Raw genomic sequence first — 14,650 nt, 5'->3', positions numbered from 1 at the left:
TGGCGTGGCGCGATAGTCATGTACAGGCCAATGCAGCAACATGAGCGTGAACTCTCCCGGTCCGCCGTGAGGACGTGCACGATGTCCGGGCAGGCCGTCCGGTCCCGGCGTGGCGGCTTCGGCGGACGTGCACCGCTGTGGTGAGAGATGGTGGAGGTAACCGGCGACGGAGAGTCGGGTGTGAGCGCGGTGGATCAAGGGGAGTCGGCACGGGGGACGACGTGCCGTGCGGACGGGCGAAGGCGGTACATGGCATGAGCGCAGCCGAGGCTCCGGTGACGGAGGGCGGCGAGCCGGTACGCGGTCCGGTGCGGCCGGGCGGGCTGCTCGACGTGCTCGGCGTGGCGTCGGTGGTGCTGGACACCAGCGGCCGCATCGTGCTGTGGAGCCCGCAGGCGGAGGAGCTGTTCGGCTACAGCGCGCGGGAGGCCCTCGGCCAGTACGCCGCCCGGCTCATGGTCCACGAGCGGCACTTCGAGCTGGTCGGCAAGCTCTTCGCCGATGTGATGCGCACCGGGCAGAGCTGGGCCGGCGGCTTCCCCGTCCGGCACAAGGACGGCACCACCCGCGTGGTCGAGTTCCGCAACATGCGGCTGCTGGACGACCGGGGTGATGTGTACGCGCTCGGCCTCGCCGCCGACCAGTCGACCGTACGGCGTCTGGAGCAGGACGTGGCGCTGTCCGAGCGGATGGTGAAGCAGTCACCGATCGGATACGCCGTCCTGGACACGCAGCTGCGGTTCGTCTCGGTCAACCCGGCCCTGGAGAAGATCAACGGGGTGCCGGCCGCCGAGCACGTCGGGCGGACGCTGCGCGAGGTGCTGCCCATGCTGAACCCCGAGTCGGTGGAGATCGACGCCCGGCGGGTGCTGGAGACCGGGGTCCCCGTCATCGACAACACCATGGTCGGCCGTACCCCCGCCGACCCGGACCAGGACCACACCTGGGCGCATTCTCTGTACCGGCTCGACGACGCCATGGGCAATGTGCTCGGCGTCGCGGTCTCGGTCGTCGACATCACCGAGCAGCACCGGGCCTCCCTGGAGGCGGAGGCCGCCCGGCGCCGCCTCGCGGTCATCGCCGACGCCTCCGCCCGGATCGGTACGACGCTGGAACTGGACCGCACCGCCTGCGAGCTGGCCGAGGTCGCGGTGCCGGAACTCGCCGACGTGGCCGCCGTCGATCTGCTGGACGCTGTGGTGGAGGGCCGGCCCAGCACGCTCGGCCCTTCGGAGGAGGCGGTGATCCGGGCCCTCGCGGTACGCCCGCAGGACGACACGGACGCCGTACGGGCCGCCGACCCGCCCGGCCGGATCGCCCGCTACGGACCCGACCGGCTGGTCACCGAGTGCGTGCGCACCGGCGAGGCGGTGCTGGTGCCGCGGGTGAAGGACGAGGACCTGCCGCGCATCGCCCGCTCCCCGGAGGCGGCCGAGCTGCTCAGCCGCGCGGGACTGCACTCGTATCTCGCCGTGCCGCTGATCGCGCGCGGCGAGGTGCTGGGCGCCCTGGACCTGAAACGGACCCGCAATCCGGCGCCGTTCGACGAGGACGACGTGCTGCTCGCCCGGGAGCTGGCCTCCCGCGCGGCCGTGCAGATCGACAACGCGCGCTGGTACCAGAACGCCCGCAACACCGCCCTCACCCTGCAGCGCAGTCTGCTGCCCAGCAGTCCGCCGGTGACCACCGGCCTGGAGGTGGCCTCCCGCTACCAGCCCGCCGGGGCCACCAGCGAGGTCGGCGGCGACTGGTTCGACGTCATCCCGCTGGAGGGCGGCAAGACCGCGCTCGTGGTGGGCGATGTGATGGGCAGCGGACTCAGCGCGGCAGCGACCATGGGCCGCCTGCGCACCGCGACCACCACGCTGGCCGCCCTGGACCTCGATCCGGCCCTGCTGCTGGAGCACCTGGACAAGACGACGTCGGCCCTGGACCACTCCATCGCGACCTGCATGTACGCCGTGCACGATCCGCATCTGCGGCAGTGCCGGATCGCCAACGCGGGCCATCTGCCGCCGGCCCGTCTCCGCCCGGGCCGGCCGCCGGAACTGCTCGACCTGCCGACCGGGGTGCCGCTGGGCGTGGGCGGCGTCGCGTTCTCCACCGTCACCGTCGACTTCGAGCCCGGTGACGAGCTGGTGCTCTACACCGACGGGCTGGTGGAGACCCGGTACCACTCCCTGGACGAACGCCTGGACTTCCTGCTCTCCCTGCTCGACGACCCCGCCCGCCCCCTGGAGGACACCTGCGACATCCTGCTGCGGACCCTCCACCACCCCGCCAACCACGACGACGTCGCCCTGCTCATCGCCCGGGCGCAGGAACTGCCCTAGTGCTCCGACCGCACAGGTTCACCGGGTTGGGTTGTTCTAGGATCCTCTGGCTATGGGGGGACCTTTTCGTGACCGGCGGCGCCTGACTCGTGCCGTCGTTGTGGCGCTGGCCGCGCTGGCCGTGATCGTGTTATTGGGCGTCGTGCTCCTGGTTCTTCCGGGGCTGATGGTCGACCGGGACCTCGCTGGTGGCCACCTCACTGCAGCGGACCGGTTGAACGCGGTGAACAACGTGCGCACCACGCTTCTGCAGACGGTCGGCGGTGCGGTCGTCCTGTTCGGCGCCTGTGCCACATGGCGGCAGCTGCGTGTCAGCCAAGACGGGCTGAGCGCAACCCGGGAGGGGAACATCACCGATCGCTTCAGCCGGGCCGTGGATCAGCTCGGCAGTGACAAGCTGGACGTGCGGATCGGGGGCATCTACGCACTGTGGCGGCTCGCGGATCACTCCGACCGCGACCGCGAGGCGGTCGTCTCCATCATGGCGGCGTATCTGCGGACGCACCTTCCCTGGCCGCCGCGGGAAACCGCGGTTCCGGCGGCGGAGGTGTCCATCAACGCGGTGTCCCCGTTGGAGACCCGCGCCGCGGACGCTCAGACGGCGCTGACCTGCCTCGGGGTCCTGTACCAGGAACGCCGTCCGGAGTGGCTCAACGTCAGTCTGACCGACCTGCGCCGAGCCGACTGTGACGGATTGTGGCTGCACGGAGTCAACTTCGACGGCGCATGCCTGGAAGCGGCGAGCGTCTACCAGGTCAACCTGAGCAAGGCGTCACTGATCGCCGCCAACCTGCGGCACACCGAACTCGGCACTTCCGTTCTCCACCAGGTCCGCTGTCTGCAAGCCGATCTGCGCGGCGCACGCCTGGTCAAAGCCGACCTGACGTCGGCGGACTTCTCCGGTGCGGACCTGCGGGAGGCGAACCTGCGCAAGGCCCGTGCCCAGGGTGCCGTGTTCGCCGGCGCGGACCTGCGGTCGGCCGACCTCCGGGGCTGCGACCTCACCGGCACCGACCTGCGCGAGGCGAGGCTGGAAGGCGCGCTGGCGAGCGACCTCACGATCTGGCCGACCGGCTTCGACGCTCGAACAGCCGGCGTCGTTGTCACGGCGGACCCTGGCATCGAACCGGACAATCTGCTTCCGGCCGCCGCGCTCACGAGGCGAGTGCCGCTGCTGCGATCGGAGTCGATGCCTGGTCCGTCAGCCTCGGCGAATTGAGCCATCAGGCAGCGCAGTCGATGGGCCGTCCGCCCCAGCGGATGCCCTTCTCGCTGCGGATGCGGGCGCGTTCCCGCGCTGGGCGGCGAGCACGTGGGGGTGACGAGCCTTGGCGTTTGTCGGGGCGCGGTCGGGTCGGGCGGCACGGATCGACATCAAGGCGGCGAGGCTGTTGGCGGTGCCTGTGCGGCGGCGCACGAACTGCCGCAGCTTCCGCCCTTCCTGATCGGTCGATCTGCGCACGCGGACAGGCTCGGCCTCCACACCCCCAACGGTCGGCCGGACGTCACCGCACATCCAACCGCCACAACGGGCGACCCGGCGGACCTTCACGGTCGAAGCACCAGGGGGGACGGGCGTCAGGGCCGTACGCCGATCACGACGTGCGCGGACAGTTCCTCCGACACCGCCAGACGGGCCGTCAGACCCGCGTCCTCGAAGACCCGTACGGCGGCCGGTGCCTGGCGTTCGCTGGTCTCGCTCAGCAGGCAGCCGCCCGGTGCGAGCCACTCGGGCGCCCCGGCGGCCACCCGGCGCAGCATGTCCAGCCCGTCCGCGCCGCCGTCCAGGGCGCCGCGCGGTTCGTGGTCGCGGGCCTCGGCCGGCAGCAGCGGCAGCTCGGCGGTGGGCACGTACGGCACGTTGGCGGTGAGGATGCCGACGCGGCCGCGCAGTGCGGTGGGCAGGGCGTCGTAGAGGTCGCCCTGATGGGCCCGGCCGTCGAAGGGGGCCAGGTTGCGCAGGGCACAGCGTACGGCGGCCGGGTCGATGTCGGCGGCGTGCACCTCGGCTCCGTCCAGGGCGGCGGCGAGGGCCGCACCGAGCGCGCCGGAGCCACAGCACAGGTCCACGACGACGCTCGCCCGCGGCGCCAGGGCCAGCGCCTGGTCCACCAGGAACTCGGTACGGCGGCGGGGGACGAACACCCCTGGTTCCACCGTGACGCGCACTCCGTGGAACTCGGCCCAGCCCAGGATGTGTTCGAGCGGGTGCCCGGCGGCGCGCCGTTCCACCATCGAGGCCGCTTCCTCGGGCGTGCGGGCGGTGGCGAGGATCAACTCCGCCTCGTCCTCGGCGAAGACACACCCGGCGGCGCGCAGGGCGGAGACGAGAGGGGCGGGGGAAGAAGACAGGGAACCAGGAGAGGACATGGGGGTCAAAAGCCTTTCGGAGCGCGGGACTTCAGGGCGCTCTCGCGGTCACCGCTGCCGGTGCACCGTCCGCGACCGGACGTCCACACTACCCCAAGGGGGACGCCGGTTCCGGGCGGGAAAAACACCTCGCGCGGTGCCGGGCGGGCGGCTACGCTCGCCGCGATGACGACTCACACCTCGCAGAGATTGGGGGTCCCGTCCGCGCAAGGTGAGCGCTGATGCTCCCTTCCACCGCGCACGGGGACTCCCGGCTTTCCATGTGGCTGCGCGTACGGACGTACGCCGTGCCACCGTCCATGATCGAGCTCGCCACCCGCCGCCGTGCGGCCGGGGACTGGGCCGGGGCCTGCGCCGCCGCCCGGATCGACGTCGACCTCGATCTGCGTTCCGCAGCCCGCGCCCACGGCCGGGAGATCGCGGCCCGGCTCCGCGCCGACCTCCGCCGTCTCGCCCCGGACCTGCTGCGCTGGCACATGCCCAGGATCGCGCCCGACGGGCTGCTGCGCCCCGGCCTGACCCTGACGCTGGCCCGGTACGAGCGGCCCGGCCGGGCCGGCCCGCTGCACCTCGTGGCCCGCACGCCGCCGGCCTGGGCGGACGCCGGCCAGCGGATCGGCCTCGCCCTGTTCGATCCGGCCGACCCGCCCGCCGGCCGCCATCCGCATCCCCACCCGCACCGCCGCTACCGGCTCGATCTGCACCGGCACCTGTGGGACGCGAGCAGGTCCGGCGAGCTGCGCGCCCGGTCGGGCGCGGTCGGTCCCGCACCACCGGACCTCGATCCGCTGGGCCTCCTCCCGCCCGGGAGCGGCTGCGCCGTCGGCCGCTGGCCGGCGGAGGCGGATCTCCTGCTGCGCGCCGAAGGACACTCCGGCGGACCCTTCGCGGTACGGCTCGGTGGCGGCCGCCGGTTGCTTCTGGCCGTGACGGCGGACGGCGGCGACGCACCGGAGCCGATCCGTCAGCGGCGCCGGACCGACCCGGCCGACGGGGCGCCGGGCCCGGGCGGGGTGCGGCACCGTGGCGCACCGCATCAGGTGGGCGACGTGCCGGATCCGGCCGAGAACGGGTGCGGGGCCGGCCCGGCCGAGGGGGCGCCGGGCCTGGCCCGGATACGTCACCGTGGCCGGGCGCGCCACATCGGGGGCGGGGGTGACGCGCCGGATGCGGCCGAGTTCCTGGGCGGCGCATGCCCGGACGAGGCGGCACCGGTCCCGGGCCGGGTACGGCATCCTGGCCAGGCGCGACACGTCGGGGGCGGGGGTGACGCGCCGGATGCGGCCCGGTTTCCGCGTGGGGCGGGTGCCGACGGGGTGCCTGGCCCCGCCGGGCTCCCGTACCAGGTCGCGGGCCGGGACGGTGCGCCGCGCCTGCGGATCGTCGACGAGGTGCCGCCGGGCGGTCGCTCCGCCGTGCCGGTGCTGCCCGACGCGGCGACCTGGGTGACGCCCGATCTGGAGTTGCTGCGTGCCGGACTCATCGGCGCGGACCGGCTGCATCCCTTGGTCGCGGCCGCACTGGTCCCCGGTCACCCGGCGCCCGGCGCGCTCCGCGATCCGGATCCGGTGGATCGGGCACGTCGGGTGGAGTGCGGGGGAGCCACGCACCGGATCGGCCTGGTCGACGGAGTCCTGGTACCGCTGGACCACCATCCGGACGAGATCCGGCGCGAGGAGCTGCTGGCCGCGCTCGGCGGACCGCCATTGCCCTGTCTGCGGGTCATCGACGAGGCGCACCGGCGCCCCGACTGCCTGGCCGGTGTGCGGGAACGGCTGGACCACGGTGACACCGAAGGCGCCCTGGCCGTGGTCGAGGGCCTGCTGGGTCCCGGTGCCGTGCTGCGCGAGGGGCCGCTGCGGGACGAGCTCACGGCGGCCGCCGAGCGGCGCATCGCCTACGGGCTGTACCGGGCCGGCCTGACCGACCCCGGCGAAACCTCCCCCCACCCGAGCCGCCGCACCGGCCGAGGCCGCCGCCCCACCCGGCGGCAGGCCCGTCCCGTCACCTTCTTCTGAACTCGCTTTCATTCCAGTCCACTTCACACTCCTCAGGTGATCACCCATGACCTCGTACGTTTCCACTCCCCTGCCCGCAGGCCCTCCCCTCTCCTCCCAACTCGCCGTTGCCGACGCCCTGTCGGCCCTGCTGCGCGACTCGACCACCGAACCACGCTCCGACGTCCAGCTGGAGGCGCTGACCCTGGCCGTGGCCGCCGATCTTCCGGTGCTGCTGTGGGGCGAGCCCGGCATCGGCAAGACGGCGGCCCTCACCCAGCTCGCCAGTGCCCTGGACCTGCCGTTGACCACCGTGATCGCGAGCGTCCACGAGCCGTCCGACTTCTCCGGCCTGCCCGTCCTGGGCGACGATCCGGCGGTGCAGGGCGTCCCGATGGCCCCGCCGGACTGGGCGGTGCGGCTGGTACGGGCCGGGCGGGGACTGCTGTTCCTGGACGAGCTGTCCACCGCTCCCCCGGCGGTGCAGGCGGCCCTGCTGCGACTCGTGCTGGAACGTCGGATCGGCGCGCTGCGGCTGCCGCCCGGGGTGCGCATCGTGGCAGCCGCCAACCCGCGCTCCTCGGCGGCCGACGGCTGGGAGCTGAGCCCGCCGCTGGCCAACCGGTTCGTGCATCTGCAGTGGGTCCATGACCACGACGTCGTCGTTCGGGGCCTCGGCGGGACCTGGCCGCGGGCGACCCTGCCCCGGCTGGACGCGGAGCGGCTGCCCGAGGCCGTGGCCTTCGCCCGGCGCGCGGTGTGCCAGTTCCTCGTCGCCCGGCAGGGGCTGGTGCACCGGCTGCCGAGCGGGGAGAGCCGCCGGGGAGGGGCGTGGCCGTCGCCCCGGAGCTGGGAGGCGACCCTGCGGCTGATCGCCTTCGCGACCGCCGCCGGATCCTCGCGGGACGTGCTGTCGCTGCTCGTCCGCGGCACCGTGGGAGACGGCCCCGGGCTCGAGCTGCTGGCGAGCCTGGACCGGATGGACCTGCCCGACCCCGAGACCCTGCTCGCCGACCCGGTGGGTGCGGAACTGCCCGAGCGCGGGGATCTGCGGCAGGCCGTGCTCGACGGCGTGGTGGCCGCGGTCCGTGGGCGCCCCGAGCGGGCCCGCTGGGACGCGGCCTGGGCCCTGCTGGTGCGGGCGATGGAGACCGGCGCCCCGGACGTGGTGGTCGTCCCGGCGACCACGCTGGCCTCCCTGCGCCGGGACGACTGGGCCGTACCGGCGGCGATCGAGCGGCTGGCCGGCGTGGTGTCGCTGTCCCGGCGGGCCGACCAGGCCGCGCGTACGGCCGGCACCCGCCGATGACGGCGGCCGCGCCCGGGGCGCTGGACCTCGGCAAGCTGTTCGCCGCCCGGTTGCACGCGGCCCGCGTCCGGCCCTACCTGGCGACGGCGCTGTTCGCGCTGCGGCCGGTGGAGTCGCGGGAGGTCCCGACGATGGGGGTGGACCGGTACTGGCGGTGCTATGTCTCCCCGGCGTTCGTGGACCGCACACCGGTGGCGGAGCTGGCGGCGGTGTGGGTGCACGAGGTGGCGCATCTGCTGCGCGACCATCACGGGCGCAGCGAACGGTTCGCCCGTGAGCACCAGCTGACCGGGCCCGCGGAAGGGCTGCGCATGAACATCGCCGCCGACTGCGAGATCAACGACGACGTGTACGGCGAGGGTCTGGTGTGTCCCGAGGACGCGGTGACACCGGGGAAACTGGGGCTGCCCACGGGCTGGTTGATGGAGGACTACCTGCCCGGGTTCCGGCTCGGCTCTCGGCTGGAAAGAATGGCCTGGCTGGACTGCGGCAGCGGCGCCGACGGGCTGGAGCGGGGCTGGGAGCTGGGGCCGGACGGCGCGCACGGGCTGAGCGAGCAGGAGCGGGACGCGATCCGGTTCCGGGTGGCGCAGGGCATCAAGGGCAGCCCGGGCCGCGCGCCGCAGGGCTGGCGGCGGTGGGCGGAGGAGGTGTTCCATCCGCCGCAGCCGTGGCGCCAGTTGCTGGGGTCGGCGCTGCGGTCGGCGGTCTCCGCGCCGGGCGTCGGCGAGGACTACAGCTACGGCCGTCCGGCGCGGCGTTCGGCCGGGCTGTCCGGGGTCGTCCTGCCGAGTCTGCGGCGCAGGCCACCCCGGGTGTGCGTGGTCATCGACACCTCGGGGTCGGTCAGCGACGCCGAACTGGGCAGCGCGCTGCTGGAGGTGGCCGCGATCTGCCGGGCCGTGGGCGGCCGGCGGGACCTCGTCTCCGTACTGTCCTGCGACGCCGCGGCCGGGACCGTGCGGCCGCTGTGCCGGACGGAGGGCATCGAGCTGGTGGGAGGCGGCGGCACGGACCTGCGCACGGGGTTCGCCCGCGCCCTTCGGACACGGCCGGACGCCGTGGTCGTCCTGACCGACGGTCAAACCCCGTGGCCCGCCGAACGACCGCCGTGCCGGACCGTGGTGGGGCTGTTTCCGCGCACCGGTGGCTCGTACGACGAGGACCAACCCGACTACCGCCCGGACGCGCCGCCGACGTGGGCGCGGGTGGTGACGATCGGGTGTGGGACGGGCTGACGGAGTGACATGCCGGCAAGCCGGCCCAGCCCGATGAAGTGCACGCCGGGAGCCCGCTCCGGTGAAGCGCCACCAGGGGCCCACCGGGCGAGGCACCGCAGCCGAGCCCCGCCCTGTGAAGCGCCGGAAGCGAGCCCGGGCGAATGAAGGCAGGTAGGTGGCCTCGCCCGGTGAAACGCCCGGAGCGGGTCCGGACCTTTGAAGCGCCCGCAGCTTCCCGGACCCGTGAGGAACCGGAAGCGAGCCCGCCCGCGAAAAGCCGGCCGGGAGCCCCGCCCGTCGCTGGGCGTGCTCCCTGGGCCGGGCGGTGCCGGGTCAGACGCCGACCGTCTCCTCCAGCTCTTCCTCGGCCTCCTGCTCGACCGCCCGCGTCGCCGGGCGCCCGGTCGGCGGCAGGGTGGGCGTGGCCGTCGTCTCGGGCCCGGTCGCGGTGCCGGTGTGGCCGGCCGCGTGCCGGGCCCGGCGGGGCCGCTCGTACAGGGCCGCGATCCCGGTGACGACCAGGCCCACCAGCAGCCAGACCACAAGGGTCCACACGTTGCGGGTCAGACCTTCGTCGCCGAAGTACAGCAGGCTGCGGACGCCCTCGACGAAGCCGGCGCCGTTCCAGAAGGCGTGCAGGGTGCCGAAGAAGCCGTTCTGCAGCTCGGGCCGGAACAACCCGCCGGAGCTGGTGAAGTTGAGCATCACGAACAGCACCATCATGGTGAGCGTGGTCCACCGCTTCAGGAAGGTGTGCAGGCCGACGCCGATGAGGAGGATGCCGGCCGAGTACAGCCAGGCCATGCCCCACACGCCCGCGAGGTCGTGGTGGGCGAGGTGGAACACCGGTCCGGCGAGCAGCGCGCCGATGCCGCTGACCACGGCGGAGACGCCGAGCGCGAGCAGTGCCCGTACCCGCATCGCGAGGGCGGCGCCCGCGGCACCGAGGGCGGCGACCGAGGCGTAGGAGCCGATGCTGAGCGCGATCAGCAGGAAGAACAGGCCCTGCCCGGTGGGGTCGTCGGCGACGGGTTCGGCCACGTCGGTGACCTTCAGCGGTACGCCCTCCTTGGCGGCGACCGGCGTGAAGACCTTCTCGACGGCCGTCGCGCCCATGTCGGAGGCGGCGCTCGCCACCAGCAGTTCGGGCGCCTTGACGCTCGGCACATAGGCGCCGGTCACGTCGCGGGACTTCAGCAGCCCGACGGCGTCGGCGCGGGTCGCGACCGTGCGGACGTCGAGCTTGTCCCCGGCGGTGTCCTTGACCGTCTGGGCGAAGACCTTCGCCTGCGGGGTGCTGCCGACCACGGCGACCGGCAGGTGGTGCGGCTCCGGGGTCACGAAGGCCCCCATGTACGCGAGCCCCATGCCCAGGCACATCAGCAGCGGGGTGATCAGGTGCGTGAGCACATGGCGCAGGGCCGGTGACCTCATCGCGCACGACCTCCAAAGGTTGGCTTATACAACTTTCACTTCAAGTTGTACTATACAACTAGAACGCCGAAGGAGGTATTCCCGTGAGCGCAGCGGAGTCGGCCGTCGAGGCGATCCAGCGCGAGATGACCATCTTCGCCCGCCGGGCCCGCGCCTCGGCGGGCCGGATGCATCCCGAGCTGTCCCTGGTGTCGTACACCCTGCTCGGCCATCTGGAGGAGCGTGACGGCTGCCGCGCGACCGACCTGGCGGCGCACTACGCGCTGGACAAGTCCACCGTCAGCCGCCAGGTGGCCGCGCTGGAGCGGGCGGGGCTGATCGAGCGCCGCCTGGACCCGGAGGACCACCGGGTCCAGGTGCTGCACCTGACGGAGGCCGGCCGGGAGATCCTCGCCCAGGTCACCCGCAGCCGCCGGGCCGCGTTCCGCGAACGGCTCGCGGACTGGCCGGAGGAGGACCTGGTGCGCTTCGCGGCCTACCTGGAGCGGTACAACGCGGGTCCGGGCGAGACCGGGGCCGACTGACCCCCCGATCGTCCGACGCCGCTCATGCCACCGGCACCACGGCCCGCGCGTCGGCCGGCCGCTCCGGGGCGCGGGCCGCGAGGAACGCCGTACGGCGGCGCAGCCGGAAGCCGAGGGACTCGTACAGCCGGATCGCGCCCGTGTTCTCGGCGCTCGTGTGCAGGAACGGCGTCTCGCCGCGCTCCCGTATGCCGTGCGCGACCGCGAGGATCAGCCGCGTGGCGAGGCCCTCGCCGCGGAACGCGGGATCGGTGCAGACCGCGCTGATCTCGGTCCAGCCCGGCGGATGCAGCCGCTCCCCCGCCATGGCGATCAGCGCGCCGTCCCGGCGGATGCCGAGGTAGGTGCCGAGTTCGACAGTGCGCGGCAGGAACGGTCCGGGCCGGGTGCGGGCCACGAGGTCGAGCATCTCGGGCACGTCCGCCGGGCCGAGGCGGACCGCCTCCGCGTCCGGCGCGGCGGCGAGACCGTCGTCCACGAACTGCACCCCGTCGATCCGGAAGGTGATCTCCCAGCCGTCCGGCACCTCACCGCAGTACCCCGCCAGCGGGATCTCCGCACCGGGACCGGCCAGCGCCGCCAGGTCCGCCCAGTCCCGTGCGTGAGGTTCGTCGGGCAGCGCCAGCCAGGGCGAGACGTCGACGGGGTAGCGCAGCACACGGCCGCGGCGCTCGGCGAAGTGCGCGTGCGGGCCGGCCAGGGAGGTGAGAGCGGGGTTGTCGAGGACGTGCGGGGTGTCGGCGGCGGTCCCGTCGCCGACACCCGCTCCGGCTATGAGGCTCACGCGGCCACCTCGATCACGATCTTGCCGAGGGCGTGCCCGTCCTCCACGGTGCGCAGCGCCTGGCCGGCCTGCTCCAGCGGGAAGACGCGGGTGATGTGCGGCTTCAGGGCGCCGCGTACGGCGAGGTCGGCCACCGCCTCGAAGACGGCGGCGGTGCGGACCCGCTTCACGGGGGCGCCGCCGAGCGCGGTCACGGCCTCCTGCGGGGAGCCCGCGGTGACCAGCTTGCTCCGGTCCTTCAGCAGCTCGGCGACCGCGCCGAGCACCGGTCCGCCCACCAGGTCGTACACCCCGTCGATCCCGTCCGGCGCGGCGGCCCGCACCCGCTCGGCCAGATCGGGGCCGGAGGCCACGTGCACCGCGCCCAGCGACTGGACGAACTCCCTCTTGCCCTCGCTCGCCACGCCCACGACCCGCAGCCCGAAAGCGCGGGCGATCTGCACGGCAGCGCTGCCGACGCCGCCGCCCGCGCCCGTCACCAGCAGGGTCGAGCCACCGGGCAGGCTCAGCTGGCGGACGCCGTCGTAGGCGGTGGCGGCGGCGACCGGGAGGGTGGCGGCGTCGCGGAAGGACAGCGCGGCGGGCTTGTGGACGGTCGAGTCGGCGGTGAGCAGGGCGTACTCGGCGAATCCGCCGTGCGCGGCGCTGCCGAACACCTCATCGCCGGCGGCGAAGCCGGTGACTCCCGGGCCGACCTCCTCGACGACGCCGGCGGCCTCGCTGCCGAAGACCACCGGAAAGACACGCTCGCCCTCGCCGGGGCGGCGGAAGCCGTCACGCAGCTTCCAGTCGACGGGGTTGACGCCTGCCGCGCGGACCGCGATCAGGATCTCGCCGGGGCCCGGGCTGGGACGGTCCAGGTCGATCAGCGCCTCGGTCTCCGGTCCTCCGTGCCGTGTGTAGACATACGCCTTGGGCATGCTCGTTCCTCGCTTCTCTCGCGCTGTCACCGGTCTACCGGTGTCGGCATCGAGCGCAAAGGAGAAGCGCCGCAGAGCTATTCCCCTGGCCCGAAAGAGTTCATACGGCCGCAATCATCCGGGCCTGAGAGGCGGTGACCAGGGACGGAGCACCCGGACCGACCACGTACGGTTGAAGGATGAACGTTACGCGAGGCTTCACGGGCCGCCCGCGCGTCCACAACCCGGGACTGCCGCCCGGGCAGTACGACGCCGGCGACGACTGGCCCGTCCTGTCCGCCGAGGTCACCCCCGACCTCGCACCGGCCGACTGGTCCCTCCGGATCGACGGCCTGGTCGAGCGGCCGCACACCTGGGACTGGGACGCGGCGCACGCGCTGCCGGCGTCGGCGTACGACGGCGACATCCACTGCGTGACGGGCTGGTCCAAGTTCGGGGTGAGCTTCGGCGGTGTCTCCCTGGACGCCTTCTTCCATGTGGTCCGCCCCCATGTGTCCGCCACCCATGTGCTCGCCCGTTCCCACACCGGCTACACCACCAACCTGCCGCTCGCCGATCTCACCGGCGGGCGGGCCTGGATCGTGTGGGAGTACGGCGGCGAGCCGCTGCCGGCCGAGCACGGTGGCCCGGCGCGGCTGCTGGTGCCCCACCTGTACTTCTGGAAGAGCGCCAAGTGGATCGCCGGCCTCACCCTCCTCGACCACGACGAGCCGGGCTTCTGGGAGGGCAACGGCTACCACGAACGCGGCAACCCCTGGGAGGAGCAGCGCTACTCCGGTGACTGACAGGATGACGAAGAACCCAGGCACCCACGCCGTCCACCCGGAACCGGAGGCTCCGTCCGCGCCCCAGGCCCCGGCCGCCCGCACACCGGACGCGGGTACTCCCCGCACGGCCCTGACGCCGGACGCCCCCGCCCCGGCCTCCGGGCCCGCCGTTCCCGCCACGCGTTTCGCCGTGCCCGGGCGGATCGCCGTGAGTGAGCAGGTCGCGGCGGTGTGGCAGAGCGCCACGGTGGTGGGGATCCGGCGGGAGACGGCGCGTGCGGCCAGCTTCCGGCTTGCGGTGCCGGGCTGGGCGGGGCACCTGCCCGGCCAGCATCTGATGGTGCGCCTCACCGCGCAGGACGGTTACGTGGCCCAGCGGCACTACTCGATCGCGTCGGCCCCGGACGACTCCGGGCACATCGAACTGACCCTGGACCAGGTGCCGGACGGCGAGGTCTCCGGCTGGTTCCACACGGTCGCCCGCCCCGGCGACACGGTCGAGGTGCGCGGGCCGCTGAGCGGCTTCTTCGCCTGGCCGGGCGACCGGCCCGCGCTGCTGATCGGCGCCGGCTCCGGGATCGTCCCGCTGATGTCGATGGTGCGGCACCACCGCAGGCGCTCGCTCACCGTGCCTCTGCGCATGCTGGTGTCCGCGCGCAGCCCCGAGGAGCTGATCTACGCGGCCGAGCTCGGCGCGGAGACGACGCCCGTCTTCACGCGCAGCGCCCCACAGGGTGTGCCAGTGGGACGTATGAGCGCCGCACATGTGGCGCCGCTCCTGGCCGAGCAGCCTCCCGGTGGGTGGGAAGCCTATGTGTGCGGATCCAACGGGTTCGCCGAGCACGCGTCCCGGCTCCTCGTCGCGGCGGGCCAGCCGGCCGACCGGATCCGGATCGAGCGCTTCGGCTGACCGGGTCGCACGCCGGGGTCGTCCGAGCGGCCGTGGGGCGCGTGGCGCGTTCCGTGCTCCAGGTGGGCTCGAACTTACGCTT

The 14,650-nt window shown here is 73.7% G+C and carries 12 protein-coding genes and 1 pseudogene; 8 read left to right on the top strand and 5 right to left on the bottom strand.

Annotated elements, in window-relative coordinates; genetic code table 11:
* The first annotated feature begins 254 nt into the window (after positions 1-254).
* On the top strand, positions 255-2,333 hold the full coding sequence (locus tag FB563_RS39885) for a SpoIIE family protein phosphatase (protein WP_208766335.1): 2,079 nt from the start codon (positions 255-257) through the stop codon (positions 2,331-2,333).
* A 100-nt stretch (positions 2,334-2,433) separates the two neighbouring features.
* Positions 2,434-3,552: a pentapeptide repeat-containing protein gene (locus FB563_RS39880; protein ID WP_234358107.1), complete on the top strand. Its 1,119-nt coding sequence runs from the start codon at positions 2,434-2,436 to the stop codon at positions 3,550-3,552.
* A gap of 4 nt (positions 3,553-3,556) precedes the next feature.
* Here the strand turns inward: FB563_RS39880 and FB563_RS44725 are convergent.
* A pseudogene (locus FB563_RS44725) lies at positions 3,557-3,669 on the bottom strand (integrase); the annotation flags it as partial.
* Between the two features lie 242 nt (positions 3,670-3,911).
* Positions 3,912-4,703, bottom strand: coding sequence for a putative protein N(5)-glutamine methyltransferase (locus FB563_RS39875; RefSeq protein WP_055710578.1), 792 nt, complete (start codon positions 4,701-4,703; stop codon positions 3,912-3,914).
* A gap of 221 nt (positions 4,704-4,924) precedes the next feature.
* Between FB563_RS39875 and FB563_RS39870 the strand changes: the two genes are divergently transcribed.
* The 3 genes from FB563_RS39870 to FB563_RS39860 are packed head-to-tail and all read left to right on the top strand — an operon-like array spanning position 4,925 to position 9,247.
* The gene (locus FB563_RS39870; RefSeq protein ID WP_142219240.1) at positions 4,925-6,721 is read left to right on the top strand and encodes a hypothetical protein; all 1,797 of its coding nucleotides are present in this window, start codon (positions 4,925-4,927) and stop codon (positions 6,719-6,721) included.
* A gap of 46 nt (positions 6,722-6,767) precedes the next feature.
* Positions 6,768-8,009 carry an AAA family ATPase gene (locus FB563_RS39865; RefSeq protein WP_055709546.1) on the top strand — a complete coding sequence of 414 codons (1,242 nt, stop codon included), beginning with the start codon at positions 6,768-6,770 and terminating at the stop codon, positions 8,007-8,009.
* Positions 8,006-9,247, top strand: coding sequence for a vWA domain-containing protein (locus tag FB563_RS39860; protein ID WP_055709547.1), 1,242 nt, complete (start codon positions 8,006-8,008; stop codon positions 9,245-9,247). Before FB563_RS39865 ends, FB563_RS39860 begins: the two co-directional genes overlap by 4 nt.
* A gap of 315 nt (positions 9,248-9,562) precedes the next feature.
* Here the strand turns inward: FB563_RS39860 and FB563_RS39855 are convergent, their stop codons facing one another.
* Entirely contained in the window at positions 9,563-10,663 is a 1,101-nt protein-coding gene (locus FB563_RS39855) for an ABC-2 transporter permease (protein ID WP_055709548.1), read from the bottom strand.
* A 125-nt stretch (positions 10,664-10,788) separates the two neighbouring features.
* Between FB563_RS39855 and FB563_RS39850 the strand changes: the two genes are divergently transcribed.
* Complete coding sequence (locus FB563_RS39850) at positions 10,789-11,187, top strand: MarR family winged helix-turn-helix transcriptional regulator (RefSeq protein WP_234358020.1); 399 nt, start codon at positions 10,789-10,791, stop codon at positions 11,185-11,187.
* 22 nt (positions 11,188-11,209) lie between these two features.
* Here the strand turns inward: FB563_RS39850 and FB563_RS39845 are convergent, their stop codons facing one another.
* Positions 11,210-11,971 (bottom strand): GNAT family N-acetyltransferase, encoded by a 762-nt coding sequence (locus FB563_RS39845; RefSeq protein ID WP_055709550.1) that lies wholly within the window; start codon positions 11,969-11,971, stop codon positions 11,210-11,212.
* On the bottom strand, positions 11,968-12,891 hold the full coding sequence (locus FB563_RS39840) for a quinone oxidoreductase family protein (RefSeq protein ID WP_055709551.1): 924 nt from the start codon (positions 12,889-12,891) through the stop codon (positions 11,968-11,970). Before FB563_RS39840 ends, FB563_RS39845 begins: the two co-directional genes overlap by 4 nt.
* A gap of 179 nt (positions 12,892-13,070) precedes the next feature.
* On the opposite strand from FB563_RS39840, the gene FB563_RS39835 reads away from it, so the two are divergent.
* Both FB563_RS39835 and FB563_RS39830 read left to right on the top strand, forming a co-directional pair.
* A complete protein-coding gene (locus tag FB563_RS39835; protein ID WP_055709552.1) occupies positions 13,071-13,676 on the top strand; it encodes a sulfite oxidase-like oxidoreductase in 606 nt (201 codons plus the stop codon).
* A 172-nt stretch (positions 13,677-13,848) separates the two neighbouring features.
* Positions 13,849-14,568 (top strand): ferredoxin reductase, encoded by a 720-nt coding sequence (locus tag FB563_RS39830; RefSeq protein WP_055709562.1) that lies wholly within the window; start codon positions 13,849-13,851, stop codon positions 14,566-14,568.
* Positions 14,569-14,650 lie beyond the last annotated feature (82 nt).

Origin of the sequence: Streptomyces puniciscabiei (genome assembly GCF_006715785.1) — a bacterium.
Lineage (GTDB): Bacteria > Actinomycetota > Actinomycetes > Streptomycetales > Streptomycetaceae > Streptomyces > Streptomyces puniciscabiei.
The sequence above is the reverse complement of the archived record's forward strand: the minus strand, read 5'-3'. Positions and strand labels throughout refer to the sequence as shown.